The following is a 23,600-nucleotide window of genomic DNA, read 5'->3' as shown; positions in this document are numbered from 1 at the left end:
CCCAACCCTCGCGCCTTCGCGGCTGACGTTGACGACGGATCGTGTGGAACGGGTGATGTCTTGCCATGGCGGAAAAGCTAAGGTTCAGGGTTTGACAAACGGTAAAGAGGAAGGTCGCGACCCATTCCCGTGATCGCATCAGCCATGAAACCGATGATCTCAGCCCACTCCAAGCGTTGCTGCGCCGACTTCAGCGCTTCGACATATCGACCGGCGTTTGCCTCGATGTAAGGCGAGAGGATTAGTGGTGTGTGGTCAGATGCGGCCGTCATGAGAAGAATGAGCAACCGCCCGACGCGACCATACCCATCCGACATCGGGCGGGCAGCCTCTAAGTGAGCCTCTCCATCGATGAGGCGATGTAATCGGGATCGCTTCGGAGCCCGGAACGTCCGTGGAACAGCAATTCAGAAAAGGTTTAGTCGCGACACGACGTTCCCGCCGAGGCTGGATTTTGGAAAGAGTTGCCAAACGAAATCACGGCACTATGGGCCTGCGAATAAAGGGGGCACGATGACAGCACTTGCAATTGACGATCGCGAATTCGAACTATCCGGCGAGGTGGTACGTGAACAAGCGCGGGCGTGGCCGCGTTACTGGTCGCGGATGCTGGACGTGCTGATCTGGAACTTGCCGCTAGCGTTCTTGGTCGCGTATTTTTTTCCCGCTCTAGCTAGTAACGAAGCCTTTCAAGGTGGCGGGGCAGGATTGTTCACCATGATGTTGATCCCGGTCGGCATGGTGATCGATGCTGCGGTGCTAACGGCATTCGGCAATACGCCAGGTCGTGCCCTCATGGGCATTCGCGTTGAGACGATGTGGCACGCGCGGTTAGACTTTGGCACTGCTCTGCGGCGCAACTTCCGTGTGTGGTTCTTCGGTTTGGCAATCGGCTTTCCGTTGATCGCGCTAATTACGATGTCTCGCAATCACGCGCGGGTTAGCCGTGGAGATCAGACCGCGTGGGACGACGTGCTTTCAACTCGCGTATACGACATCCAGTGCAACCCCGCGCGGGTGTGGATGGTAGCACTGCTTTTCGTCGGCCTGAATATCGGCGACCGGGTGCTTGATGCATACGAGCGGAACCAGGCGCGCACGGCGTCTCAGACGATCGAGTATGACGAAACGGCCGGTACGGTGATTGCTCCACCTCGGGTGGAGGCCGATGACCCCATCGCAGCAGAGCTTGCTGAGGGTGCAGCGCAGGTGAAGCCGAAGATGCTAGATCAGGTCACGCGAGTCGATCGTGCGGAGGCGGACGGCAGAACGCTCACCTACTTCTATTCGATCATCCGCCGCGATGCGAGTGATGACGCGCTGCGAAGGTTTTTCGAAAAAACCATTCGCCCGAACGTCTGTTCGCAAGCTGACACGAAACGGATGTTGAGAGATTACGGCATCACATATCGCTATCTCTACACAATGCCTAACGCCAGCGAGCCGCTGGAATTCAAGGTGACCTGGGCGAACTGCTAGCATCGTGAGCGGCGCGATGCATTATGCCCTGGCCGTGCGGTCGCTCCAGCATCGCCCGACCGGATAGTGACTGGTGTCCGACCGTGCGGTTCTGCTGTAGCCGAACCACTCGGAGCACGCGGTTACAACGGTCGATCCGCCGCCGCTGCACATGGACGCGCCCGGCTCACAACTTGATCCTTTTGGACCCTGGCAATCTTGCGGGATGAAGCTGTATCAAAAGATAACGTTTTACAATTGAGCCATGGCTCATTAATGGGATGTATCTTTTGATCCATAGGTCGATGATGATGAGCCGTATCAACTACTATCGAGTCTCGGGATCTGACCAATCGATCCAAGCGCAGAAGGAGGCGCTCGGATCCTGCGATGAAGCGTTTTCGGACGAGGGGATTTCGGGAGCGGTGCCAGCCGCGCAGCGCCCGGGTTTCAGCGCGCTGCTTCGCTATGTCCGTTCCGGAGATACCGTTTGTGTTTTCGCGGTGGACAGGCTCGGCCGTGACGCGCTCGACGTTCAAGCCACCGTCCGGGGATTGCTCAAGCGGGGAGTCACGGTCGATGTTTACGGCCTGGGCAGCATAGGGACCGGGGTTGGCGAGCTAATCCTCGCTGTCCTTGCTCAGGTTGCTGACATGGAGCGTGCACGCATTCGGGAGAGATGCGAAGCTGGGCGAAGTGCTGCGAGATCCGCGCTTGCGGTCACGGGAAAAACGCATCGCGGTAAATCCTCCCTGGGCAGGCCGAAAGCGGCGGATCCGGCTGAGGTGGCATCTTGGCGACGACACAACCGGGCGAGCATTCGTGAAACTGCGAAGCAGTTTTCCATCAGCCCCGCGACTGTCAAACGTTGTTGCGCCTCGTGACGACTTTCACCATCACGCTGCGCACGAAGGCAGGAATTTCAAAGACGAAACTGGTGGCCCGTGACATCGCGCAGGCGCGGGCGTTGGCTGCGATCCAGTATGGCTGCGCCGTTCTCCAGATCACAATTGTCCCATGAACCCGTCGCAGTCTTCTTCATACTCGAAGGCGAGGAAAGCGCGATCTGGGCGCGCCCGATGATAGGACCACCGGCCAACACAGAAATTTTCGCACCAGTGGATTGACCGGGTCACCACCGCTCCTGCGGTGGACGGCTCCAGCGGAAGCGAGGCTGTTAATGCGGCCGCCCACATGTGCCTCCTCATCGATCGTTCCGCAGCTTTGAGCGGGCATTCCGTATGCTGGTGTCAGCACGTTTCATCGACGCCTGGTATTTCTGGCTCGCATCAGATGCTTTCCGCCCGAACTCCGGCTTGCCTTCGGCTTTCTTCACGGCCGTACGGTACCGGTCCGCCGCCGCCGACTTCTTGTGATCGGCGCTAGCGATTTGCTCACGCGCCTTGCGCGCCGCCTCTGCGGCATCTTCATCAAGGTGCGTTTCAGGAAGGCTGCCTTCCGCCTGGATGGCCTCGCCAAGCTCACGCGCAAGTTGTACGGCAAGTAGGTGAAGATTATAAAGTGACCTTTCGTAGTTAATCATGATTTCCTCTAGTTAATATATAAAGAATACGAGTTTTGACTTATTGACGAGGTGAAGTAGAAAGACGAGTCTTCTGCTTCGAGTTCATCGATTTCGCTCAAGGATTTATCTTCAACCGGTTTAAGATGAAAGCGGACGAAGGCGAAATTGCCGTGAGCGAAGATTTCTTCATGGAACCGGGCAACGACGTGTGCGGGCCACCTCGAGACCGACGCGGTCTCATCGCGGAAAGGGTCCAGCCGGTAGTAGTGCTTGCACTTCAGGACGTACGACATCAGGTTGGCGATATTTGTTTCCCGCGATCTCGTCTCATCAAGGTTCCGAAAATGGACGCGTCGGTGCCCTGGCCATTTTCGAGTCAAAAGATCGCGGAATCCAGCCTCGCTCGCGCCGCCCAGGTCTACCAAGACGTGCAAGTGCGGAAACCACACCTCCGAAGCCGTGTAGTCGAAACCGATTTTGGCAAGCTGCGTCAGCTTGTAGCCGCTCAGCCGGGGGACGTGATGGGTGGGGTACCAGTCGGTCTCAAAAGCGCCATACATCCGCAGTTGCGTCGCTCGTTCGTCCTGGGCGCGAAATCGCGCTATCAAATTGCGCAGATCCTTCCGGGCCTTCTTCAACTGCGGGCGAATTCGGGTGAGATCAGCGATCGGCTCCAGCATGATTGTTACCCAGTGCAGATTTTCAGCCCGGCTCTCGCTGAAGAGTGCAGATGCCTCGGCAGCCCAGTCGCGCGCGCGATATTTCCGGCAGCGCTGGCAAGCGAAAGTCTTGCAAAAAACCCAGCCCCAATTTGCCGGAGTACCGCAGCTATCAAGGCGGCGTCGAAATTCATCACTGAGGTCGTAGTAGGAAAGGAGCGCATCGCGCGTAGTCGGAATTTGAATTTTCAAGAGATCACATGCTTGTTTTAACTTATTTATCATCGAGGACGCGCACGTCCTCGGTTTGATGAGACTCAGGTCTCATCAGCGTTCTCGTATCGAAGAAGGAATTTTTCGTATGTTCAAAAGATAGCGGGTGCTATCAATCCGGATGAAAGTTCACGCAGTGAGCATGGCTTCCATGCACAACCAACTTTCTCACCGTCAGGCCCGCACAGGCGAACGTACAGCGGTATTCGCCTACGGGGAGGGGACGGCCGCGCCTTGAACGAAGCGCGCTGACGTTGGTCGGGAGGGGAAATTCGAGGCTACACACTTTTGTCAGGGGGCAATTGGAACAAGGCATAGACATCGTATCCGCGCCGAGCCCCCAATTTGACGATATCATTCTTTGCAATTCTGCCGAAATTTCGATGCAATTTACGCAACTGAGTGGAGGCTTTCATGGTCACTGTTCAGCAAGCAGTGACGTTGGTGGGCTCCTATCTGCACAACCATGTTTCTAGTGTTGAGATAAAGCACGCGAACGCGTTCCAGCGTCAGGTGCGCCATGTCGATCGTCAGATAGTCGATCAGCGCCTGCCACGAGCCGATAACCGGCTTCTCGCGCACTGTCTGCCGAGCGAGGCGGGTGGCCGCCACGGTCACCACGCGCAGCGCGGCCACGCTGGCCTCGCCCATGCCCGGATGGCCGCCCAACGTGCGCGGATCGGCCTGAAGCACGGCCGCGAGCGAGCCGAAGCGATGGATCAGGCTGCGGGCCAGAGGCTTCATGTCGCGGCGGGGAACGGCCTGCATCAGCAGGAGTTCTATCACCTCGTGATCGCCCAAAGCTTCCGCCCCGCCTTCGACCAACCGCTTCCTCAGCCTTGCACGGTGACCGCTGGGGTCGTTCCCGGCATCGGGGCCGACCGCCGCGACGACGGACACGGAATCGCGGCCCGCCGGGGCTACAGGTTCATCGAAGAGACGGTCTTGCTCGGGCATAACGCGTACAGACAATTGCCTTTCCCGGAAGGCAAGCGCAAGTGATGGACCGGATGTCGCAGCAGCAGGACCAACCTACCGTACCGGCGGATTTGCCGCAGCCGGCCCGTCGCCTCGGGCGGCGCGTGGCGGCGCTGGGTATGCTGGCCGTGGTGGGGGCAGGACTTGCGGGCGCCTGGGCCTGGCGCAAGGACATCGCCGACGACATCATTGCCGACCAGCTGCACAAGCTCGGCCTGCCGGCCACTTACCGGATCGTTCGCATCGGCCCTTCGGAGCAGGTGATTCGCAATCTCGTGATCGGCGATCCGAAGCATCCGGACCTCACGATCGAGGAACTGCGCGTCGCCACCCGGCTGACCTGGGGCTGGCCGGGCATCGGCCGGATCACCGTCGTTCGCCCGCGTCTGTTCGGTGCGCTCCATCAGGGCAAGCTGAGCCTGGGCGCGCTCGACAAGGCGCTGGCAAGCGGCGGCGGTGACAAGGACCACCCCTTGCCCGACCTCGACGTGGCCGTGGTGGACGGACGCGCGCTGATCGAAAGCGATTATGGCCGCCTGGCCGCGAAATTGACCGGCGCGGGCGGACTGCGCGGCGGTTTCGGCGGTGAATTGGCGGTGGTGTCCCCTCGCCTCGCGGTCGATGGCTGCGAGACCGGGCTCGCCACGCTTTACGGCAAGCTGTCCATCTCCGGCGAGCGTCCGCGCTTCAAGGGGCCGCTGCGAACCGGCGGCGTGACCTGCCGCGCGCGCGACTTGCAACTCGCCGCCAGCGGGATGCAGCTCGATGTCGTGCTCGACCGGCGGCTGGACGGTGGGGAGGGCCGCCTCGGCCTTGAAGGCGGCGCCCTGCGGATAGCGGGAAATCGCCTCGCCGCGCTCACCGGATCGGGCCGCTTCACGTATCGGGGCGAGGCGCTCAACGCGAATTTCAAGGCCGCCGCGCGCGATGTCGCCACTTCGCAGGCCCGAATCGGGGAGCTGGGCTTCGATGGCCGGATGCGTTCCAGCCACGGCCTCGCCCGCTTCGATCTGGAGGGCGACATTGGCGGCAAGCGGCTGGCGATCGGCGAATCGGTCGATTCGCTGCTCGCCAAGGCAGTCCAGTCCGGGGAGGGCACGCTGGCCGCGCCACTGGCCCGGCAATTCCGCACCGCCCTGGCACGCGAAACCCGCGCCAGCACGCTCTCCGCCAACCTGGTGCTGCGCCGCGGGCAGGAGGGCCTGACCCTGGTGGTGCCGCGCGGCAATCTGCACGGCACCAGCGGCGCCTCGCTGCTGACGCTCTCGCGCGTGCAGGCGCAGTTCGGCGCCGAGACCGACAGCGGCCGCCGCCCGGTCGTGACCGGCAATTTCGCGAGCGGCGGGCAGGGCCTGCCACAGATCTCCGGGCGCATGGAAAGCGATGCGCGCGGACGCCTCGCGCTGCAGGTGGCCATGCCCGAATATGCCGCCGGCGATTCGCGCCTGGCCGTGCCGCACCTCGCGCTCACCCAATCACCTGATGGCGCCATGCGCTTTGCCGGCGAGGCGCGGCTCTCCGGCGCCCTGCCGGGCGGCGCCGCGAAGGGCCTCGTCCTGCCGGTCGACGGGCGCTGGGGCGCCGACGGCGCGCTGGCGGTCTGGAACGCCTGCACGAAAATCGGTTTCGACAGCCTCGCCTTTGCGAACCTGACGCTGGAGCGGCGCAGCCTGCAAGTCTGCCCCGCGCCCGGCGGCGCGATCCTGCGCAGCCGCGGCAGCGGACTCGACATTGCGCTGGGCGTCCCGAATCTCGACGTGTCGGGCCGGCTCGGCCAGACGCCGATCCGGATCGCCAGCGGGCCGCTGGGCTATGCGCAGCTGGCGGGTCGGCCCGGCGCGCTGACCGCCAAGGGCATCGATGTCGCTCTCGGTCCCGCAGATGCGCCGTCGCGTTTCCAGCTCGCCCGCCTCGACGCGCAAGTGGGCAAGGATATCGGCGGCACTTTCGACGAAGCGGACATCGGGCTAGCGGCCGTCCCGCTCGATCTGCGCCAGACCGCGGGCAACTGGCGCTATGCCGGGGGTATCCTCACGATCGACCGGGCACGCTTCACTCTGGTCGACCGGCAGGCGGTGCCGCGCTTCCAGCCGCTGATCGCCCGTGACGGCAGCCTGCGGCTGGAAAACAATGTCATCACCGCGCAGGCCGTCATGCGTGAGCCCAGCAGCGACCACGAGGTGGTTCGCGCCGACATTGTCCACGACCTCGGCAAGACCAGCGGCCATGCCGATCTGAGCGTGGCTGGCATCACTTTCGACAAGAACCTTCAGGCCGAAGCGCTCTCTCCGCTGCTGCTCGGCATCGTTTCGGACTTGCGCGGTTCGCTTCATGGCACGGGTCGAATCGACTGGAACGAGCGCGGCGTCACCAGCACCGGCCGGTTCTCCTCGGACGGCCTGGACTTCGCCGCCGCCTTCGGCCCGGTGAAGGGCCTCAGCGGCGACGTGGTTTTCACCGACCTGCTCGGTTTCGTCACCGCGCCGGACCAGCAGCTCAGGATCGCCTCGGTCAACCCGGGCATCGAAGTCAATGACGGCGTCGTCGGCTTCCAGATGGAGCCGGGCTATCTGCTGCGGATCAACGGCGCGAAATGGCCTTTCATGTCGGGCACGCTCACGCTCGATCCGGCGACGATGCGAATCGGTGCCTCCGAGACGCGGCACTACAAGCTCAACGTCCGCGGCCTCGACGCCGCGACGTTCGTGCAGCATCTCGAACTGACGAATATCAACGCCAGCGGCGTCTTCGACGGCGAAGTGCCGATCGTCTTCGACGAGCAGGGCGGCCGCATCGTCGACGGCTACCTGGCCTCGCGTGATCCGGGCGGCAATGTCAGCTATCTCGGCGCGCTGACCTACAAGGACCTGTCGGCCATGGGCAACTTCGCCTTCGGCGCGCTCAAGTCGGTCGATTACAAACACATGGAGATCGGCCTGAACGGCTCGATCTCGGGTGACATCCTGACGCGCATCGCTTTCGACGGGCTCAGCCAGGGCTCGTCCGCAGACAAGAATTTCCTCACGCGGCAGGTGGCGAAGCTGCCGATCCGGTTCATCGTCAAGATCAAGGCGCCGTTCTTCAGCCTCTTCGGCTCGATGCGCTCGCTCTACGATCCGACCTACCTGACCGATCCGCGCACCCTGGGGATCCCCAACCAGCTTCCGGCGCAGGGCCAGCTCTCGAATGACCCGAACTCGATTCGTCCCGCGCCAGCCACCATTCAGCCTCCAGTCAGCGAGAATAATCCATGAAGGCCCTGGAATTGACCGGAAGCACTCCGGCTGCGACAAGCCCGGCGATGATGAGTCCGGTACGATATTTCGCGCAGCAGCTTGCTTCCCGGTCCGGCCGGCGCGCCGCATGCGCCGTGATGATGATGACGGGCCTGGGATCGGCCCTTGCCGGCTGCGTCAACGTGACGGCGCCCGACAAGCCGATCGTGATAGAGCTCAACATCAACATCAGGCAGGAAGTGATCTATCGTCTCTCCCAGGATGCGGAGAACACGATCAAGGAAAACGAAGGCGTATTCTGATGAGCAAGACCGTTTTCAGCAGACCCGTCGGCCTGATCGGCGCAATGGCCCTGGCTCTTGGCGGCGGCAGCATGGCGCTGGCACAGGAAGGCCGCGATCCCGCATATGCGGCAGCGCGCTCTGCGGGCCAGGTCGGTGAGCAGAAGGACGGCTATCTGGGCGTTATCGGCGGCCAGTCCGCGGCGGTCCAGGCGATGGTACGCGACCTGAACAACAAGCGCCGCGCCATCTACACGGAAAAGGCCGCGGGCAAGAGCACCATCGAGGAATATGCCTTCGCCACCGCGTGCCGTCTGATCTCGCAGACCCAGCCTGGTGAGAAGTACCAGGCGCCCGACGGAACGTGGAAAACCCGCGGCGCCGGAGCGCCCGAGCGCGACGCCCGCTGCCCGTGATCGGCGGCGCCTGCGCGGCCTCCGAATGGCGCCAGGCGAAAGCGAGCATGGCCGAAGGCCCAAAAGCAGAACCCGACAGGGCGGTTGGACATCCAGCCGCCCTTTTTCGTGTGTCTCTTTCACGACGGCGCTGCGACGTTGAACCGACAAGTCGCCGCGCCGCTTGACCGGGGCGGGACGCGGCTGTGGCTTTTACGAGGAATTTCTTCGGTATCGTCCTTGCGGTATTGCCGGCCCAGCCCCATTTTCCAGCCCTGTTCGGCACTTGGGCATACGGGTATCCGTGTGAACAACTGTTGCCGTGCGCGTCCTGCCATGGTTGACTCGGGAATAGCCCCACCCTAAGGGGTCGGCGCCCTCGGCGGGCAGCCGTTGAACGCGTCATCCTTTCCTGGAGGAGGAACCTGACATGAACGACGAGCCGTCCGCACGGGAACCTGTTGGCGAAGATGCGCGCCTCGATACGCTGGACGATCGGCTGAAAGCCCTTCGTGAGCGCGAGGTGAAGCGTCAAAGGCCGGTCGCGGGTGCGGAAACGGACGATGCCTATCGTGCCGGAAACCGCGTCCTGGCCGACTTGCTCGGCGGGGTTGCCGGTGGTCTGTTCCTTGGTTGGGTGATCGATCACTTCGCCGGAACATCGCCCTGGGGTCTGATGGTGATGATGTTCGCAGGAATATTCGTCGCCTTCAGGAATATTATCAGGAATTCGAACCGGCGCCCGGATTGACCCAAGGGGGGTGAGTAAGGGCGCTGTCGTTCATTGGCGACAGGGATATTCGCGTGGCAGCCGAAGCGAAGGTCGATCCGATGCACCAGTTCAGCATCCAGCCGTTGTTCGGCTCGGAAGGCTGGAGCATCGCCGGTTACAACATCGCCTTCACCAACAGCACGCTGTGGATGGCGATCGCCGCCGTGACGCTGGCGTTCTTCGTCGCTGGCGGCATGAAGCGCCAGCTCGTTCCCGGCCGCTGGCAGATGGCAGTCGAAAGCTTCACCGGCTTCATCGACGGCATGCTGGCTGCCAACGTCGGCCCCGGCGGCAAGAAGTACGTTCCGTACATCTTCTCGCTCTTCATGTTCATTCTTTTCGCGAACTTCCTCGGCCTGCTGCCGCTGGGCGTGATCGGCCTCCATGCCTTCACGTTCACAAGCCATTTCTCGGCCACGGGCGTTCTCGCGGTGCTTTCCTTCGCAATCGTCCTGATCGTCGGTTTCGCGAAGCACAAGCTGCACTTCTTCTCGCTGTTCGTGCCGCACGGCACCCCGGTCATCATGATCCCGCTGATCTTCTGCGTGGAACTGATCTCCTTCCTGGTGCGCCCGTTCAGCCTCGGCCTGCGTCTCTTTGTTGCGATGATGGCCGGCCACGTCCTTCTTGAGGTTCTTTCGAGCTTCGTCATCAGCTCGGGCAATGCCGGTATCGGCCTCTTCGCCATCGCCGGGCTGCCCAGCTTCATCCTGATGGTCGGCATCTGCGCTCTCGAGCTGCTCGTCGCCGGCATCCAGGCCTACGTTTTCGCTCTTCTCACTTGCGTCTATCTGAACGACGCAGAGAACCTTCACTGATTTTCAGTCTCACTCGAGTTTTCCAAAGGGAGTTTTTGAAATGGACGCAGAAGCTGCAAAGCTGCTTGGTGCCGGTCTCGCTGCTATCGGTTGCGGCCTCGCCTCGATCGGCGTGGGTAGCGTTTTCGCCAAGTTCCTCGAAGGCGCACTGCGCAATCCGGGCGCCGCGGACGCCCAGCAGGGCCGCCTCTTCATCGGCTTCGCCGGCGCCGAACTTCTCGGCCTGCTGTCGTTCGTCGTTGCCGCGCTGCTGATCTTCGCCTGATCGCGCGCACTGATCCCCTCCGGCTGCCCGAACCCTTTGGTTGGGCGGCCGGAGAGGACGCAAGAATTCTACCGGCCACTTCGAGACAGGGCTGACCCATGCCTCAGATCGCACAGCTAGCCGCGACCTATTCCAGCCAGATCTTCTGGATGCTGATCTTCTTCGGCTTCACGTTCTTCGTCGTCGGACGGGGAATGGTTCCCAAGGTCATGGATACGGTTGCGCAGCGCGACAAGCAGATTGCCGACGACCTCGCCGCCGCCGAACGCGCTCGCGCTCAGGCCGATGCGGAGGAGGAAGCCTGGCGCACGCGTGAGAACGCCAACCGCGCCGAGGCGCAGACCCTTATCGCGGAAGCCCGCGCCAAGGCCGCTGCCGTCACGACGGAGCGTCTCGCGACCGCACAGGTTGCAATCGACGCCACGCTCGCCGAAGCCGAAACCCGCATTTCCCAGGCTCGCCGTTCGGCTGCCGCGGAGATCGAGGACGTCGCCGCCGACGCCACGCGCGAGATCGTCAGCCGCATCGCCGGCCTGACTCTCGACGATGGCGCGGTTCGTTCCGCCGTGAAGGAGAACCTGGTCCATGGCTGACAACACGCAGCTGTCCACCACGGACACCGTCGTTGCCGAAGGCACCTCGCACGAGGCTGCCGAGATGGCCGGAACCCAGGGTGCCGAGACCCACGAGGGCGTCGAGCATCATGCCGAACCGCTGCTGCTGGGCGTCGCCCCGCCGGTCGCGGTCGTCAGCGCCTCGATGCTGGTGCTCCTGGCGATCATGGTCTGGAAGGGCCTGCCCAAGATGATTTCGGGCGGTCTGGACGGCAAGATCGCCGAGATCAAGGCGCAGCTCGAAGAGGCCAAGACCCTTCGCGCCGAGGCGGAAGCCCTGCGCAAGGAATATGCCGACAAGATCGCCGGTGCCGAAAAGGACGCCGCGGCTCTGCTCGAGCATGCCCGTCATGAGGCGGAAACGATCGTCGCCAAGGCCCAGGCCGACACGACGGACGTGATCGCCCGCCGCGAAAAGATGGCGCAGGACAAGATCGGCGCCGTCGAACGCGCGGCCGTTACCGAACTGCGCCAGCAGGCTGCTGCTGCTGCGGCGGCTGCCGCCAGCGGGCTGATCCGCGCCAACCACTCGGTCGATGCCGACAAGGCGCTGGTCGACCAGGCGATCGCCGGTATCTGATACCGCCGGTTCGCTATCGAACAAAAAAGCCTCCGCGCGCTGCGCGGGGGCTTTTTTGTGTCCCGATTGCGGTCACGCTGGGGTCGGCATAGCGCCGATCGGCAGTTGACGCCCCGCGCATTTGGGATCAGAGCGACGACCGCGCAGCCAGTGTTGCTGCGGTGTTTCAGGAAGCGAGGACATGTCAAGCGACAGTTCCAGTAGGACCGCACGCCCGGAGGTCGTCCGCTAGTTCTCGCTGGCCGTCGTCCGCCCGGGTCGTGCGGACGAAAGGTGTGATGATGGTGAACGACCTCCTCGCCGGCATGACTGCCGGTGCCCGTCCCGCCAAGCGCGGGCTCTATATTGCCGATATCGTCGAGATGCTTCAGGCGCTGCCGCCCGAGGCGGCCGCCGCCAAGCTTGGCCGCATGGCCGACGTGCGCGCCGTGGCGACGCTCGACCGCCCCGAATTCACCGGCGCTGCCGAAGCTCTGGCCTTGCTGCCGCTGCCGCGTGCGGTTCATCTGGTGGCGCAAATGGCCGAGGACCGCGCGGCGGACGTCCTGGCCGAGATGGACGAGGGCGTGGCCGCACAGATCCTGGCGGCGCTGGCCCCGGAAGTGCGCTCGTCGCTGCGCAGCCTCCTGGCATGGCCCGAGGACAGCGCAGGCGGCATGATGACGACGGAGTTCGTCGCGGCGCGGGCTTCGTCCAGCGTGGCCGATGTGCTCGATCTCATCCGCACGGTCGAACGCAGCCGCGAGACCGTCTACTCGGTGTTCCTCATGGACGAGGCCGGCCGCCTCGAAGCCACGATCTCGCTGCGCCGTCTGATCGCCGCGGCGCCCGATTCGCCCGCGATCGACCTTGCCCGCGACCGCGAGCCGGTCACCGTGACGCCCGACACCGACCGCGAGGTCGTGGCCGATCTGATCCGCCGTCATGACCTGCTGGCGCTGCCGGTGGTCGACGATGCCGGACGACCTCTGGGCATCGTCACCGTGGATGACGTGCTTGACGCACTCGTCGCCGAACATACAGAGGATGTGCAGAAGTTCGGCGGGGTCGAGGCGCTGGACCGGGCCTATCTGGAGACCGGGTTCTTCGAGATGATCCGCAAGCGGGCAGGGTGGCTCAGCGTGCTGTTCCTTTCGGAAATGCTCACGGCCAGCGCGATGCAGCATTTCGAGGACGAGCTGGCGCGCGCAGTCGTGCTCACGCTGTTCATCCCGCTCATCATGAGTTCGGGCGGTAACAGCGGCAGCCAGGCGACGTCGCTCATCATCCGGGCGCTCGCCATGGGGCAGGTCCGCCTGCGCGACTGGTGGCGCGTCGCCTTGCGCGAACTCCCTGCAGGGCTAGTGCTGGGCGCGATCCTCGGCGCGGTCGGCTTCGCCCGGATCGCGGCCTGGCAGGCCCTCGGTTTCTACGATTACGGCAGCCACTGGATGCTGATCGCCACGACCGTTTCGGCGGGGCTGGTGGGGATCGTCACTTTCGGCTCCCTGGCTGGATCCATGCTGCCGTTCCTGCTGCAAAGGCTCGGTTTCGACCCGGCCAGCGCCTCCGCACCATTCGTCGCGACCCTGGTCGATGTCACGGGGCTGGTGATCTATTTCACCATCGCTCTTGCGATTCTCTCCGGGACGCTGCTCTAGGGCGCAAAGCCAAACGAAAGGACCGGCCGCCATGCCATTCACCGCGAAGATCCTGCTGCTCGGTTCGGGCGAACTGGGGCGCGAATTCGTGATCTCGGCCAAGCGGCTCGGCTGCGAGGTCGTGGCCTGCGATGCTTACGAGGGCGCGCCGGCGATGCAGGTGGCCGATGCTTTCGAAGTCTTCTCGATGCTTGACGGGGAGCGGCTGCGCGCCGCCATCGAGAAGCACCGGCCGGACTTCATCGTGCCCGAAGTCGAGGCCATCCGCACCGAAGTGCTGGCGGAAGTGGAGGCGGAAGGCTTCTGCGTGGTGCCATCGGCGCGGGCGACGCAGATGACCATGAACCGCGACCGCATCCGCGAAGTGGCCGCGACCGAACTCGGATTGCGCACCTCGCGCTATCGCTATGCCGAGAACCTGGGCGAAGTCTTGACCGGCGCCGAGCACACGGGGCTGCCTTGCGTGATCAAGCCGGTCATGTCCTCTTCGGGCAAGGGCCAGAGCACCGTGCGGGATGCGGCCGATCTGGAGAAGGCCTGGGACTATGCCGTCGCCAACATGCGCGGCGACCGGGCCCGGGTGATCGTCGAAGAGTTCGTCGATTTCGATTACGAAATCACGCTGCTGACCGTGCGCAGCCGCGAGGGCGTGTCGTTCTGCCCGCCGATCGGCCACCGGCAGGAACGCGGCGACTACCAGGAATCCTGGCAGCCGACGCCCATGGCGCCCGCGGCGATCGCCGCGGCTCAGGACATGGCGCGCAAAGTCGTGGACGATCTTGGCGGCTACGGCATCTTCGGGGTGGAGTTCTTCGTGAAAGGCGAAGACGTGATCTTCTCCGAACTCTCGCCGCGCCCGCACGACACCGGCATGGTCACGCTGATCTCGCAGAACCTTTCGGAGTTCGATCTGCACGCGCGGGCCATCCTGGGCCTTCCGGTCCCCGAAGTCACCCTTCGCGGCCCGAGTGCCTCGGCCGTGATCCTGGCCGACCGCGAGGCCGAGGTTTTCGCCTACGAGGGGCTGGCGGATGTCCTGGCGACGCCGGGCGGCGAGGTGGACCTGCGGGTCTTCGCCAAGCCCACGACGCGACCCTATCGCCGCATGGGTGTCGCCCTGGCGCTGGCAAGCGACACCGATGAAGCGCGGCGGATCGCTGCAGAAGCCGCCGCGAAACTGCGGATCGTCTACGAATAGCACTATGCGGGGCAGGGGAAATCCCTGCCTCCGCGAAACAGCCGCTAGAAGGTGTTCTTGGCCTCGCGCAGAGCGGCAAAGGTCGCCACGGCATCTCCGGCCTCGCCCTCCGGCGCCCAGCGCGCCTGGATAGCGGGGGCGTCCGCGCGCAGGAACGGGTTCGTCAGCAGCTCGCGGCCGAGCTTGGTGGGGACTGTCGGCAGGCCCGCTGCGCGCGCGCGCGCGATGTCTTCGGCATAAGCGGCCAACTCGGCATTGTCCGGATCGGCATGGAGCGCGAAGCGGGCATTCGCCGCGGTATATTCGTGGGCGCAGTAGAGCATCGTGTCCACCGGCAGCGCCTTGATGCGCTGGAGGCTCGCCCAGAACTGCGCGGGCTGACCTTCGAACATGCGCCCGCAGCCCAGCGCAAAGACCGAATCGCCGACGAAAGCGATCTGCGCCTCGGGTAGGTAGTAGGCGCAATGGCCCATGGTATGGCCGCCTACGTCGATGACATGGGCCTTCCAGTTGCCCAGCATGACGACCTCTCCCTGAGACACGGTCCGGTCGACGCCTTCGATCTTCCCGGCATCGTCCAGCGGAGCGGTGATGGTGCAATTGGTGCAGGCCTTGATCGCCGCATTGCCGCCGGCGTGGTCGGGATGCCAGTGCGTGTTCCAGATCTGCGTGATCTGCCAGCCCTTGTGCCCGGCCTGGCGGAGGTACTCATCGGCATCGGGCGTATCGATGCAGGCGGTTTCCCCGCTGACGGGATCGTGCAGCAGATAGCCGTAATTGTCGCTGAGGCAGGGGAACTGGTGAACTTCGAGCATCGGGCGTCTCCTTGCCGGGCGATGTAAGCCTTCGGAGCGGTGCGCGAAAGAGCCTGGAAGCAAGGCGCGCGCGCGATGGCGACCGCCGGAAAAGCAAAAGCCCGCCCGGATTGCTCCGGACGGGCCTTTGATGGTTCACCTTGCGGTGAAGCCCGGAAGCGTTCTTACGAACGGTTCTTGAGGGCTTCGCCGAGGATGTCGCCGAGCGAAGCGCCCGAGTCCGACGAACCGTACTGTTCCACGGCTTCCTTCTCTTCGGCCAGCTGGCGGGCCTTGACCGAGAAGTTCGGCTTCTTCGAACGATCGAAGCCGGTGACCATGGCGTCGAGCTTCTGGCCGACCTGGAAGCGGTCGGGGCGCTGCTCGTCGCGGTCGCGGCCGAGGTCCGAACGCTTGATGAAGCCGGTGGCGCCATCGTCGCCAGCCTGGACTTCCAGGCCGCCGTCGCGAACTTCGAGAACGGTGACGGTGACGACTTCGCTACGACGCAGCGAGCTGCCGCCGGTTGCGGCAACGCCGCCAGCGGCCGGAGCGCCACGCTCAAGCTGCTTCATGCCGAGGCTGATGCGTTCCTTCTCGACGTCGACGTCGAGAACAACGGCCGAAACCTGCTCGCCCTTGCGGTGCAGAGCCAGCGCGTCTTCGCCCGAGATGCCCCAGGCGATGTCCGACATGTGGACCATGCCGTCGACGTCGCCGTCGAGACCGATGAACAGGCCGAATTCAGTGGCGTTCTTGACTTCGCCTTCAACCTGCGAACCGACGGGGTGCTTCTCGGCGAAGGCTTCCCAGGGGTTCTGCTGAGCCTGCTTGAGGCCGAGCGAGATGCGGCGCTTGTCCGAATCGACTTCGAGAACGACCACTTCGACTTCCTGCGAGGTCGAGACGATCTTGCCGGGGTGGACGTTCTTCTTGGTCCAGGACATTTCCGAAACGTGGACAAGGCCCTCGATGCCGGCTTCCAGTTCCACGAAGGCACCGTATTCGGTGATGTTCGTGACGGTGCCGGTGAGCTTGGCGCCCACGGGGTACTTGACGGCTGCGCCTTCCCACGGATCGCTTTCCAGCTGCTTCATGCCGAGGCTGATGCGCTGGGTGTCCTGGTTGATGCGGATGATCTGCACCTTCACGGTGTCGCCGATGGCGATCACTTCGCTCGGGTGGTTGACGCGCTTGTAGCTCATGTCGGTGACATGGAGCAGGCCGTCGATGCCGCCGAGGTCAACGAACGCACCGTAGTCGGTGATGTTCTTGACGACGCCTTCGATGACCTGGCCTTCGCTCAGCTTGTCGATCAGCTCGCTGCGCTGTTCGGCGCGCGTTTCTTCGAGGACGGCACGGCGCGACACGACGATATTGCCGCGGCGACGGTCCATCTTCAGGATCTGGAAGGGCTGCGGCACGTCCATCAGCGGGGTGACGTCGCGCACGGGGCGGATGTCGACCTGCGAGCCGGGGAGGAAGGCAACGGCGCCGTCGAGGTCGACGGTGAAGCCGCCCTTGACGCGGCCGAAGATCACGCCTTCGACGCGCTTGCCTTCACCGAATTCGTTTTCGAGCTTGTCCCACGCGGCTTCGCGGCGGGCGCGGTCGCGCGACAGCATCGCTTCGCCGTCGGCGTTTTCGACGCGGTCGACGTAGACTTCGACTTCGTCACCGACCTTCAGGCCGTGCTCGCCTTCACCGCGCGCGAATTCGCGCAGCGGCACGCGGCCTTCGCTCTTGAGGCCAACGTCGATGACGGCCTTGTCGTTTTCGATGGCGGTGATGGTGCCCTTGACCACGCGGCCTTCAAAGCCGTCGTCGGCGACGCCGCCGAGCTGGTCGTCGAGCATTTTCGCGAAATCGTCGCGAGTCGGATTGGCAGAACTAGCCATTAAAGGTCTTTCCTGTTCACGTATTTCCGGCCAGGCGGTTGAATCCGCCGGTCTTTCCTCCGCGCGTCCGCACCATGCGGGCGGCGGGCCAAAAGGGCCGTACTGCCACGGGGGCCGGATGCCTTCCGCAGCGTCCTTTCAGCGCAAGGGCTTTCCAGACCGGCGGCCCCTACGCGCCGGAGCGCCAAAATGCAAGGAAAATGCCGGCCTGCCCGGTTCGCCGACGGATGGCGGCGGTCCGTCGGAACCGGGCAGGGCGGCCGTCTTGTGGCCGCCTCGGAAAAGCGCCATTGTCCCGCCCTGTCCTGACCTTCGGCCTGAGATATGGGGGAGCGCGGGACACTTCGTTCGAGGAGCCTTCATGGCCGAGCACGCTACGTCACCGATCCCAGACAGACTCGATGCAACGATGGCCCCCAGCAAGGCGCTGGTCCCGAAGCCGAACTGGATCCTGCGTTTCGGGAAATGGATGCAGCCCAGGACGAACCGCTGGATTGCCCGCAGTTCGCGCGTACCGGACGTGCCGGTTCACGATCCGGCGAATTTCCGCTGGACCCGCCTGCTGGAAGACAACTGGGAGGCCATCCGTGAGGAAGCCGCGGCCGTGCTCCAGGACCTGGAGGAAGTTCCTCCACTGGCGACGATTTCACCCGACCATCGGCGCATCGCTCCGGCCGGGCGCTGGCGGTCCTACTTCCTGGTCGGCTATCGCTACCGGGACGAGCCCAATTGCCGGGCCTGTCCGCGCACGGCCGAGTTGATTTCGCGCATACCCGGCCTGAATTCGGCGTTCTTTTCCGTGCTCGTTCCAGGCACGCACCTGCCGGCCCACACCGGCGTCTCGAAAGCGTTCCTGACGTGCCACCTCGGCATCCAGGTGCCGCGCGAATCCGGGGAGTGCCGGATGCGCGTGGTCGACGATTGGCTGGAGTGGCAGGAAGGCAAGTGTCTGGTTTTCGACGATGTCTTCAACCACGAAGTGAGGAATGACAGCGAAGAAACGCGCATCGTCCTGCTCGTGCAGTTCAAGCGCCCGGTCGGTCCCGTGGGGTGGATCGTGGGCAACCTGTTCCTGGAAGGCGTGCGGCGTTCGCGCTTCGTGCAGGACGCCCGGGCCGGGGTCGAGCGCTGGCGCAACCGCGCGCGGGATTGAAGGCCCGCCTTCCAGAGGGCCTTGATGTCAAAGAGCTGGCGATCGGCGCGCGCGCGCTTCGACCGCGGCGATGGCCGCGGCGATTGCTGCGTCGCGGCCGAGGTCGGACGTATCGAGCAGCACGGCGTCATCTGCCGCCACGAGCGGGGCGTCCTTGCGGCCGCGGTCGCGGGCGTCGCGGGCGGACAAGTCGGCGGCGATCTCATCCAGCGAGACATCGCGGCCCTGCGCCTCCATTTCGAGATGGCGGCGCTGGGCGCGGGCTTCCACCGAAGCGGTCACGAAGAGTTTGGCCTCTGCCTCGGGCGCGATCACCGTGCCGATATCTCGCCCGTCGAGCACGGCACCGCCGGCCTGCGTGGCGAAGCTGCGCTGGCGTTCGAACAGGGCCTGCCGCACCGCGGGGTGGATCGAGACGCGGCTTGCAAGGCCGCCGCTCGCTTCCGAACGGAGTTCCGGGTCGCTCAGGAATGCGTCCGGAAAGGCACATGCGGCAAGGGCGGCCACCGGATCGTCGGGATTGCCGCCGTCGAGGAAGCACTGGCGGCCGACGGCGCGGTAAAGCAGTCCGGTATCGAGGTGGGGCAGGCCGTAATGCTCTGCGAGGGCCTTGGCGATAGTGCCTTTGCCCGATGCGGTGGGTCCGTCGACGGCGATGATCATCGCGGGCTCTTGGCGGCTTGGCGCGGCCAAGGCAAGGGGCTGGTCGAGCCGGCGCCGTAGGTTTGGGCGAAGGTCTGGGCGAAGGTCAAGGCAGGCGGGCTTCGTCGGATGGCCGGTCCGCGCTGCGCCTTGACCGCAGGGCCTTCAGGAGGCCCCAGCCGGCGATGATCGCCCAAAGCCCCTCCATCGCGATGGAGGGGAGGTTGACGTTCACCATCAGCGAAATGAGCAGGAGCACGGCCCCGACGAAGTTCAGTCCGTGCTGAAGGTAGCGGTTCGGATTGTTCTCGTATGTCACATAGGCATAGGCGATCACGCAGCACACGGTGCCCACGAAGCCGAGGATGTTGCTGAGCCACTGCGGCAGGTCGAGGATCATGCACACTCCTGTCAGGCGGGGCGCCCGCGTGGAAGAACGCGGCGCCGCCAGCCTGCAAGAATGCCCTTATCCGGCCAGCGTGGCCAGCAGGTCCTCGAAATTGGGGAAGCTGGTGGCGATCGGGCGCGTGTCGTCCACTTCCACGCCGCCGCTGCTGACGAGGCCGGCAATCGCCATCGACATGGCAATGCGGTGGTCGAGGTGGGTGACGACTTGCGCGTCGCTGGCCGTGCCGGGCAGGGGCTTGCCGCCGGTGCCGGTGATGACGAGGCCGTCCTCGCGTTCCTCGATCCGGGCGCCCGCCAGCGTCAGCGCGACGGCCATGGCGGTGAGGCGGTCCGATTCCTTCACGCGCAGTTCGTCGAGACCGCTGGTGACGGTGACGCCCTCGGCAAGCGAGGCCGCCACGAAGAGAACGGGGAATTCATCGATCATGGCAGGCGCGATGGCGGGATCGACTTCGATGCCCTTGAGCTGCGAATGCCTCACCAGAAGGTCCGCCACCGGCTCTCCGCCGACTTCGCGCTCGTTCAGGAATTCGATCTGGCCGCCCATCTGGCGCAGCACTTCGACAAGGCCGGCGCGCGTCGGGTTGAGGCCGACGTTCTCGATCACGACTTCGCTGCCCGGCGTGACGAGGGCAGCAACGATGAAGAAAGCGGCGGAGGAGGGGTCACCCGGTACGTCGATGACTTGCGGCTTCAGTTCCGCCTCGCCCTTGATGGTGATGACGCGGGTGCCGTCCGCCTCCACCGTGACCTCAAGATCGGCGCCGAAGCCCTTGAGCATGCGCTCGGAGTGATCGCGCGTCGGCACCGGCTCGATCACGGTGGTGGTGCCGGGGGTGTTGAGGCCGGCGAGCAGGATCGCGCTCTTCACTTGTGCAGAGGCGACGGGCAGGCGGTAAGTGATCGGCACGGCCGGCGAGGCGCCGCGCACGATCAGCGGGAGGCGGCCTCCTTCGCTGGCTTCGAAACTCGCACCCATTTCGGAGAGCGGATCGATCACGCGGCCCATCGGGCGCTTGGAGAGCGAGCCGTCGCCCGTGAAGCTGACAGTGATGGGGTGGCTGGCGACCAGGCCCATGAGCAGGCGGGTCGAGGTGCCGGAATTGCCCATGTCGAGCGGACCCTCGGGCTGGAGCAGGGCGCCCACGCCCACGCCGCTCACCCGCCATTCGCCGTCTCCCACGCGTTCCACCGTGGCGCCCATGGCGCGCATGGCGGCGGCGGTGGCCAGCACGTCCTCGCCTTCCAGCAGGCCGGTCACGCGCGTTTCGCCCACGGCCAGCGCGCCCAGCATGATCGAGCGGTGGCTGATCGACTTGTCACCCGGCACGCGGATCTTGCCCTTGAGCGGTCCTGCGGGCAGGAAACGGCGGGGGCGCATGGGGGTGGTGTCGTCGTGGCTCACGGGCGTGCTTCTCTCGATACTGGAGGGGCGCAAAATCGCCGGGCTTTTGACAGCGGGTGCGGCCTATGGCAAGGCGCGCGCCCTGATGGTGCCGGGACGCTTGATTTTGCGCGCCGGCCCTCCCATCAAGATACGAAATTCACGCCCGTTCCTTTCGAGCGGGCAATATGAGGACATTTCATGGCAAAGCCTGAGTGGGGCGCCAAGCACGGCTGCCCGAAATGCGGCACCCGCTTCTACGACCTGGGCAAGGACGACCCGGTCACCTGCATCGAGTGCGGCCATTCGTGGCACCCGGAGCCGGTGCTGAAGTCCAAGCAGCCGATTCCCTATGAGGAAATCCAGAAGAAGGAAGTGGTCGAGACCGAAGATTCGGATCTGGCTGAAGAAGATCTGGATATCGACGACGACGGCGATTCGCCGGACAACGACGTCGACCTCGGCGGTGACGACGATCTCGGCATCGGTGCCGGCGACGACGACGGCGACCGCGACGAGTAAGCCGCGATACGCATCCATTAAGGGAAAGGGCGCGGCGCTCAGGCGACCGCGCCCTTTCTCGTTTTGGTCCGCCAGATTCGATTCCATCCTTCGTCATTGCGAGCATGGCGAAGCAATCCAGGGGCGCCTTACACCGCTCTGGATTGCTTCGCCGGCTTCACCTCCTCGCAATGACGAAGGGCAAAGGCTGTGAAGCGAAGGACACTGCAGAGGGACGGGGGTGCGCTTTCGGGCCGCTTTCCGGAAAATGACAGGCCCGTGAAAATTTCCTCTTGCCAGTCCGGTGAACCCAATCTAGAGGGCGGCCTCCCAAGCGGAGGCGCAAGTCGCCGTGACGGAAACGGATCGGACCTCCCAGGATCGATCCGATGAAATGATTGGGGCCTTAGCTCAGCTGGGAGAGCGCCTGCATGGCATGCAGGAGGTCAGCGGTTCGATCCCGCTAGGCTCCACCATTTCAACATTGCAGTTTCGCGGGAACGCGACACGCTGGCTGACGAGGTTTCGTCCGCCGGCGTTTTTCGCATAACGTCCCGTCACGCCGGTCAGCGAGGTTTCGCCCACCGGCGTTTTTGGCGTTCTGGCGGTTCGACCCGTCGATGAGGAATTTTGGCATGTTCGCCGCGAGTGACGTTAGGAGCGAGAATGTTTGACTCCCTTTCGGATCGTCTTGGTGGCGTTTTCGACAAGCTGCGCGGTCGCGGCGCGCTCAAGGAGCAGGACGTTCGCGATGCCATGCGCGAAGTCCGCATCGCGCTGCTCGAAGCCGATGTCGCGCTTCCCGTCGTGCGCCGCTTCATCGACCAGGTTACCGAGAAGGCCGTGGGCCACTCGGTGCTGCGCTCGGTCACGCCCGGCCAGCAGGTCGTCAAGATCGTCAACGATGCCCTGATCGAGATGCTTGGCGGCGAAGAGACCGCTGAACTCGACCTCAATGCCGCTCCCCCGGTCGTCATCATGATGGTCGGCCTCCAGGGCTCGGGCAAGACCACCAGCACGGCCAAGATCGCCCGCCTCCTTCGTGAGAAGCAGGGCAAGAAGGTCCTGATGGCCTCGCTGGACGTCAACCGTCCGGCCGCGCAGGAACAGCTTCGCGTCCTGGGCGAGCAGGTCGGCGTCGCCACCCTGCCGATCATCCCGGGTCAGCAGCCGACCGAGATCGCCACCCGCGCGATGCAGTCGGCCAAGCTCCAGGCCGTCGACGTGCTGATGCTCGACACGGCCGGTCGCCTCCACGTCGACCAGCAGCTCATGGACGAGATGAAGGCGGTTGCCGCCATCGCGACTCCGCGTGAAACGCTGCTCGTGGTCGACTCGCTGACGGGTCAGGACGCGGTCAACGTCGCGCAGTCGTTCTCCGGCGAAGTCGATCTCACCGGCGTCGTGCTCACTCGTATGGACGGTGATGCGCGCGGCGGTGCGGCGCTGTCGATGCGCGCCGTCACCGGCAAGCCGATCAAGTTCGCAGGCACCGGCGAGAAGATGGAGGCCCTTGAGGTCTTCCACCCCAGCCGCGTTGCCAACCGCATTCTCGGCATGGGCGACATCGTCTCCATCGTCGAGAAGGCCGCCGAAGCGGTCAAGGTCGAGGACGCCGAAGCGCTGGCCAAGCGCATGGAGCAGGGCAAGTTCGACATGAACGACCTGCGCATGCAGCTGGGCCAGATGCAGAAGATGGGCGGCCTTGGCGCGCTGGCCGGCATGATGCCGGGCATGAAGAAGGCCAAGGCGGCGATGCAGGCTTCGGGCATGGATGACCGCGTGCTGCTGCGCATGGATGCGATCATCGGCTCGATGACGCAGAAGGAGCGCGTCAATCCCGCGCTGCTCAACGCCAAGCGCAAAATTCGCGTCGCCAACGGCTCGGGCACCCAGGTGCAGGACGTCAACAAGCTCCTGAAAATGCACCAGGAGATGTCCAAGGCCATGAAGCAGATCAAGAAGATGGGCGGCCTCAAGGGCCTTGCCGCGATGTTCGGAAAGGGCGGCCTCGATGCCGCCATGCCCGGGCTTGGTGGCGGCATGGGTGGGGGCGCCGGCGGCATGCCGGGCCTCGGTGGTCCCGATCTCAGCAAGTTTCTGAAAAAGTAATTCTCGAAGATTTGAA

General features: G+C 64.3%; 23 protein-coding genes, 1 tRNA gene and 1 pseudogene. 17 read left to right on the top strand and 8 right to left on the bottom strand.

Translation table 11 applies throughout. The annotated features are described in order from the left end of the window. The first annotated feature begins 513 nt into the window (after window positions 1-513). From EDF58_RS06655 to EDF58_RS26080, 3 genes are all read left to right on the top strand, one after another. A complete protein-coding gene (locus tag EDF58_RS06655; RefSeq protein ID WP_165921338.1) occupies window positions 514-1,479 on the top strand; it encodes an RDD family protein in 966 nt (321 codons plus the stop codon). A gap of 290 nt (window positions 1,480-1,769) precedes the next feature. Further along, window positions 1,770-2,342, top strand: coding sequence for a recombinase family protein (locus EDF58_RS06650; protein WP_132263673.1), 573 nt, complete (start codon window positions 1,770-1,772; stop codon window positions 2,340-2,342). Beyond that, window positions 2,339-2,479, top strand: a complete 141-nt coding sequence (locus EDF58_RS26080; RefSeq protein WP_207912825.1) for a hypothetical protein — start codon at window positions 2,339-2,341, stop codon at window positions 2,477-2,479. The genes EDF58_RS06650 and EDF58_RS26080 overlap by 4 nt, the downstream gene beginning before the upstream one ends. Window positions 2,480-2,662: 183 nt before the next feature. Here EDF58_RS26080 and EDF58_RS06645 read toward each other — a convergent pair whose 3' ends face one another. From EDF58_RS06645 to EDF58_RS06635, 3 genes and pseudogenes are all read right to left on the bottom strand, one after another. After that, window positions 2,663-3,001, bottom strand: a complete 339-nt coding sequence (locus EDF58_RS06645; RefSeq protein ID WP_132263671.1) for a hypothetical protein — start codon at window positions 2,999-3,001, stop codon at window positions 2,663-2,665. Between the two features lie 8 nt (window positions 3,002-3,009). Beyond that, window positions 3,010-3,894 carry a hypothetical protein gene (locus EDF58_RS06640; RefSeq protein WP_132263670.1) on the bottom strand — a complete coding sequence of 295 codons (885 nt, stop codon included), beginning with the start codon at window positions 3,892-3,894 and terminating at the stop codon, window positions 3,010-3,012. Window positions 3,895-4,374: 480 nt separating this feature from the next. Then, a pseudogene (locus EDF58_RS06635) lies at window positions 4,375-4,872 on the bottom strand (UPF0758 domain-containing protein); the annotation flags it as partial. A 44-nt stretch (window positions 4,873-4,916) separates the two neighbouring features. On the opposite strand from EDF58_RS06635, the gene EDF58_RS06630 reads away from it, so the two are divergent. The 10 genes from EDF58_RS06630 (at window position 4,917) to purT (ending at window position 14,692) form a co-directional block, all read left to right on the top strand. Beyond that, window positions 4,917-8,147, top strand: a complete 3,231-nt coding sequence (locus tag EDF58_RS06630; protein ID WP_243654102.1) for a YdbH domain-containing protein — start codon at window positions 4,917-4,919, stop codon at window positions 8,145-8,147. After that, the gene (locus tag EDF58_RS06625; RefSeq protein ID WP_132263668.1) at window positions 8,144-8,431 is read left to right on the top strand and encodes a YnbE family lipoprotein; all 288 of its coding nucleotides are present in this window, start codon (window positions 8,144-8,146) and stop codon (window positions 8,429-8,431) included. Before EDF58_RS06630 ends, EDF58_RS06625 begins: the two co-directional genes overlap by 4 nt. Then, on the top strand, window positions 8,431-8,826 hold the full coding sequence (locus EDF58_RS06620; RefSeq protein WP_132263667.1) for a YdbL family protein: 396 nt from the start codon (window positions 8,431-8,433) through the stop codon (window positions 8,824-8,826). The genes EDF58_RS06625 and EDF58_RS06620 overlap by 1 nt, the downstream gene beginning before the upstream one ends. 409 nt (window positions 8,827-9,235) lie before the next feature. Beyond that, the gene (locus tag EDF58_RS06615) at window positions 9,236-9,556 is read left to right on the top strand and encodes an AtpZ/AtpI family protein (RefSeq protein WP_132263665.1); all 321 of its coding nucleotides are present in this window, start codon (window positions 9,236-9,238) and stop codon (window positions 9,554-9,556) included. 53 nt (window positions 9,557-9,609) lie between these two features. After that, window positions 9,610-10,395 (top strand): F0F1 ATP synthase subunit A, encoded by a 786-nt coding sequence (locus EDF58_RS06610; protein ID WP_021233351.1) that lies wholly within the window; start codon window positions 9,610-9,612, stop codon window positions 10,393-10,395. Window positions 10,396-10,435: 40 nt separating this feature from the next. Further along, window positions 10,436-10,660, top strand: a complete 225-nt coding sequence (locus EDF58_RS06605) for a F0F1 ATP synthase subunit C (protein WP_007013775.1) — start codon at window positions 10,436-10,438, stop codon at window positions 10,658-10,660. Between the two features lie 98 nt (window positions 10,661-10,758). Next, window positions 10,759-11,253, top strand: coding sequence for an ATPase (locus tag EDF58_RS06600; RefSeq protein WP_132263664.1), 495 nt, complete (start codon window positions 10,759-10,761; stop codon window positions 11,251-11,253). After that, entirely contained in the window at window positions 11,246-11,854 is a 609-nt protein-coding gene (locus EDF58_RS06595; protein ID WP_207912823.1) for a hypothetical protein, read from the top strand. The genes EDF58_RS06600 and EDF58_RS06595 overlap by 8 nt, the downstream gene beginning before the upstream one ends. Window positions 11,855-12,135: 281 nt before the next feature. Further along, the gene (gene mgtE / locus EDF58_RS06590; protein WP_132263662.1) at window positions 12,136-13,494 is read left to right on the top strand and encodes a magnesium transporter; all 1,359 of its coding nucleotides are present in this window, start codon (window positions 12,136-12,138) and stop codon (window positions 13,492-13,494) included. A 31-nt stretch (window positions 13,495-13,525) separates the two neighbouring features. Beyond that, window positions 13,526-14,692, top strand: a complete 1,167-nt coding sequence (gene purT / locus EDF58_RS06585; RefSeq protein WP_132263661.1) for a formate-dependent phosphoribosylglycinamide formyltransferase — start codon at window positions 13,526-13,528, stop codon at window positions 14,690-14,692. Window positions 14,693-14,736: 44 nt separating this feature from the next. Here purT and gloB read toward each other — a convergent pair whose 3' ends face one another. Both gloB and rpsA read right to left on the bottom strand, forming a co-directional pair. Then, window positions 14,737-15,507: a hydroxyacylglutathione hydrolase gene (gloB, locus tag EDF58_RS06580; protein ID WP_132263659.1), complete on the bottom strand. Its 771-nt coding sequence runs from the start codon at window positions 15,505-15,507 to the stop codon at window positions 14,737-14,739. A gap of 164 nt (window positions 15,508-15,671) precedes the next feature. After that, window positions 15,672-17,384, bottom strand: a complete 1,713-nt coding sequence (gene rpsA / locus EDF58_RS06575; RefSeq protein WP_132263657.1) for a 30S ribosomal protein S1 — start codon at window positions 17,382-17,384, stop codon at window positions 15,672-15,674. A gap of 361 nt (window positions 17,385-17,745) precedes the next feature. On the opposite strand from rpsA, the gene EDF58_RS06570 reads away from it, so the two are divergent. Further along, window positions 17,746-18,537 (top strand): aspartyl/asparaginyl beta-hydroxylase domain-containing protein, encoded by a 792-nt coding sequence (locus EDF58_RS06570; RefSeq protein ID WP_132263656.1) that lies wholly within the window; start codon window positions 17,746-17,748, stop codon window positions 18,535-18,537. 27 nt (window positions 18,538-18,564) lie between these two features. On the opposite strand, the gene EDF58_RS06565 is transcribed toward EDF58_RS06570, so the two are convergent. The 3 genes from EDF58_RS06565 to aroA all read right to left on the bottom strand — a co-directional run bounded on the left by EDF58_RS06565 (window position 18,565) and on the right by aroA (window position 20,968). Continuing rightward, window positions 18,565-19,200: a d(CMP) kinase gene (locus EDF58_RS06565; protein WP_132263654.1), complete on the bottom strand. Its 636-nt coding sequence runs from the start codon at window positions 19,198-19,200 to the stop codon at window positions 18,565-18,567. 85 nt (window positions 19,201-19,285) lie between these two features. Further along, a complete protein-coding gene (locus EDF58_RS06560; RefSeq protein WP_132263652.1) occupies window positions 19,286-19,579 on the bottom strand; it encodes a permease in 294 nt (97 codons plus the stop codon). Between the two features lie 66 nt (window positions 19,580-19,645). Next, on the bottom strand, window positions 19,646-20,968 hold the full coding sequence (gene aroA / locus EDF58_RS06555) for a 3-phosphoshikimate 1-carboxyvinyltransferase (protein WP_132264198.1): 1,323 nt from the start codon (window positions 20,966-20,968) through the stop codon (window positions 19,646-19,648). A 204-nt stretch (window positions 20,969-21,172) separates the two neighbouring features. Here aroA and EDF58_RS06550 point away from each other — a divergent pair, with 204 nt between their 5' ends. The 3 genes from EDF58_RS06550 to ffh all read left to right on the top strand — a co-directional run bounded on the left by EDF58_RS06550 (window position 21,173) and on the right by ffh (window position 23,584). Then, entirely contained in the window at window positions 21,173-21,493 is a 321-nt protein-coding gene (locus EDF58_RS06550) for a TIGR02300 family protein (RefSeq protein ID WP_132263650.1), read from the top strand. A gap of 379 nt (window positions 21,494-21,872) precedes the next feature. Continuing rightward, window positions 21,873-21,948: transfer RNA gene (locus tag EDF58_RS06545), tRNA-Ala, on the top strand. A gap of 190 nt (window positions 21,949-22,138) precedes the next feature. Continuing rightward, window positions 22,139-23,584 carry a signal recognition particle protein gene (gene ffh, locus EDF58_RS06540; RefSeq protein WP_132263648.1) on the top strand — a complete coding sequence of 482 codons (1,446 nt, stop codon included), beginning with the start codon at window positions 22,139-22,141 and terminating at the stop codon, window positions 23,582-23,584. Window positions 23,585-23,600 lie beyond the last annotated feature (16 nt).

Origin of the sequence: Novosphingobium sp. PhB57, from assembly GCF_004342985.1 — a bacterium.
In the GTDB taxonomy this organism is placed as follows: Bacteria; Pseudomonadota; Alphaproteobacteria; order Sphingomonadales; family Sphingomonadaceae; genus Novosphingobium.
The sequence above is the reverse complement of the archived record's forward strand: the minus strand, read 5'-3'. Positions and strand labels throughout refer to the sequence as shown.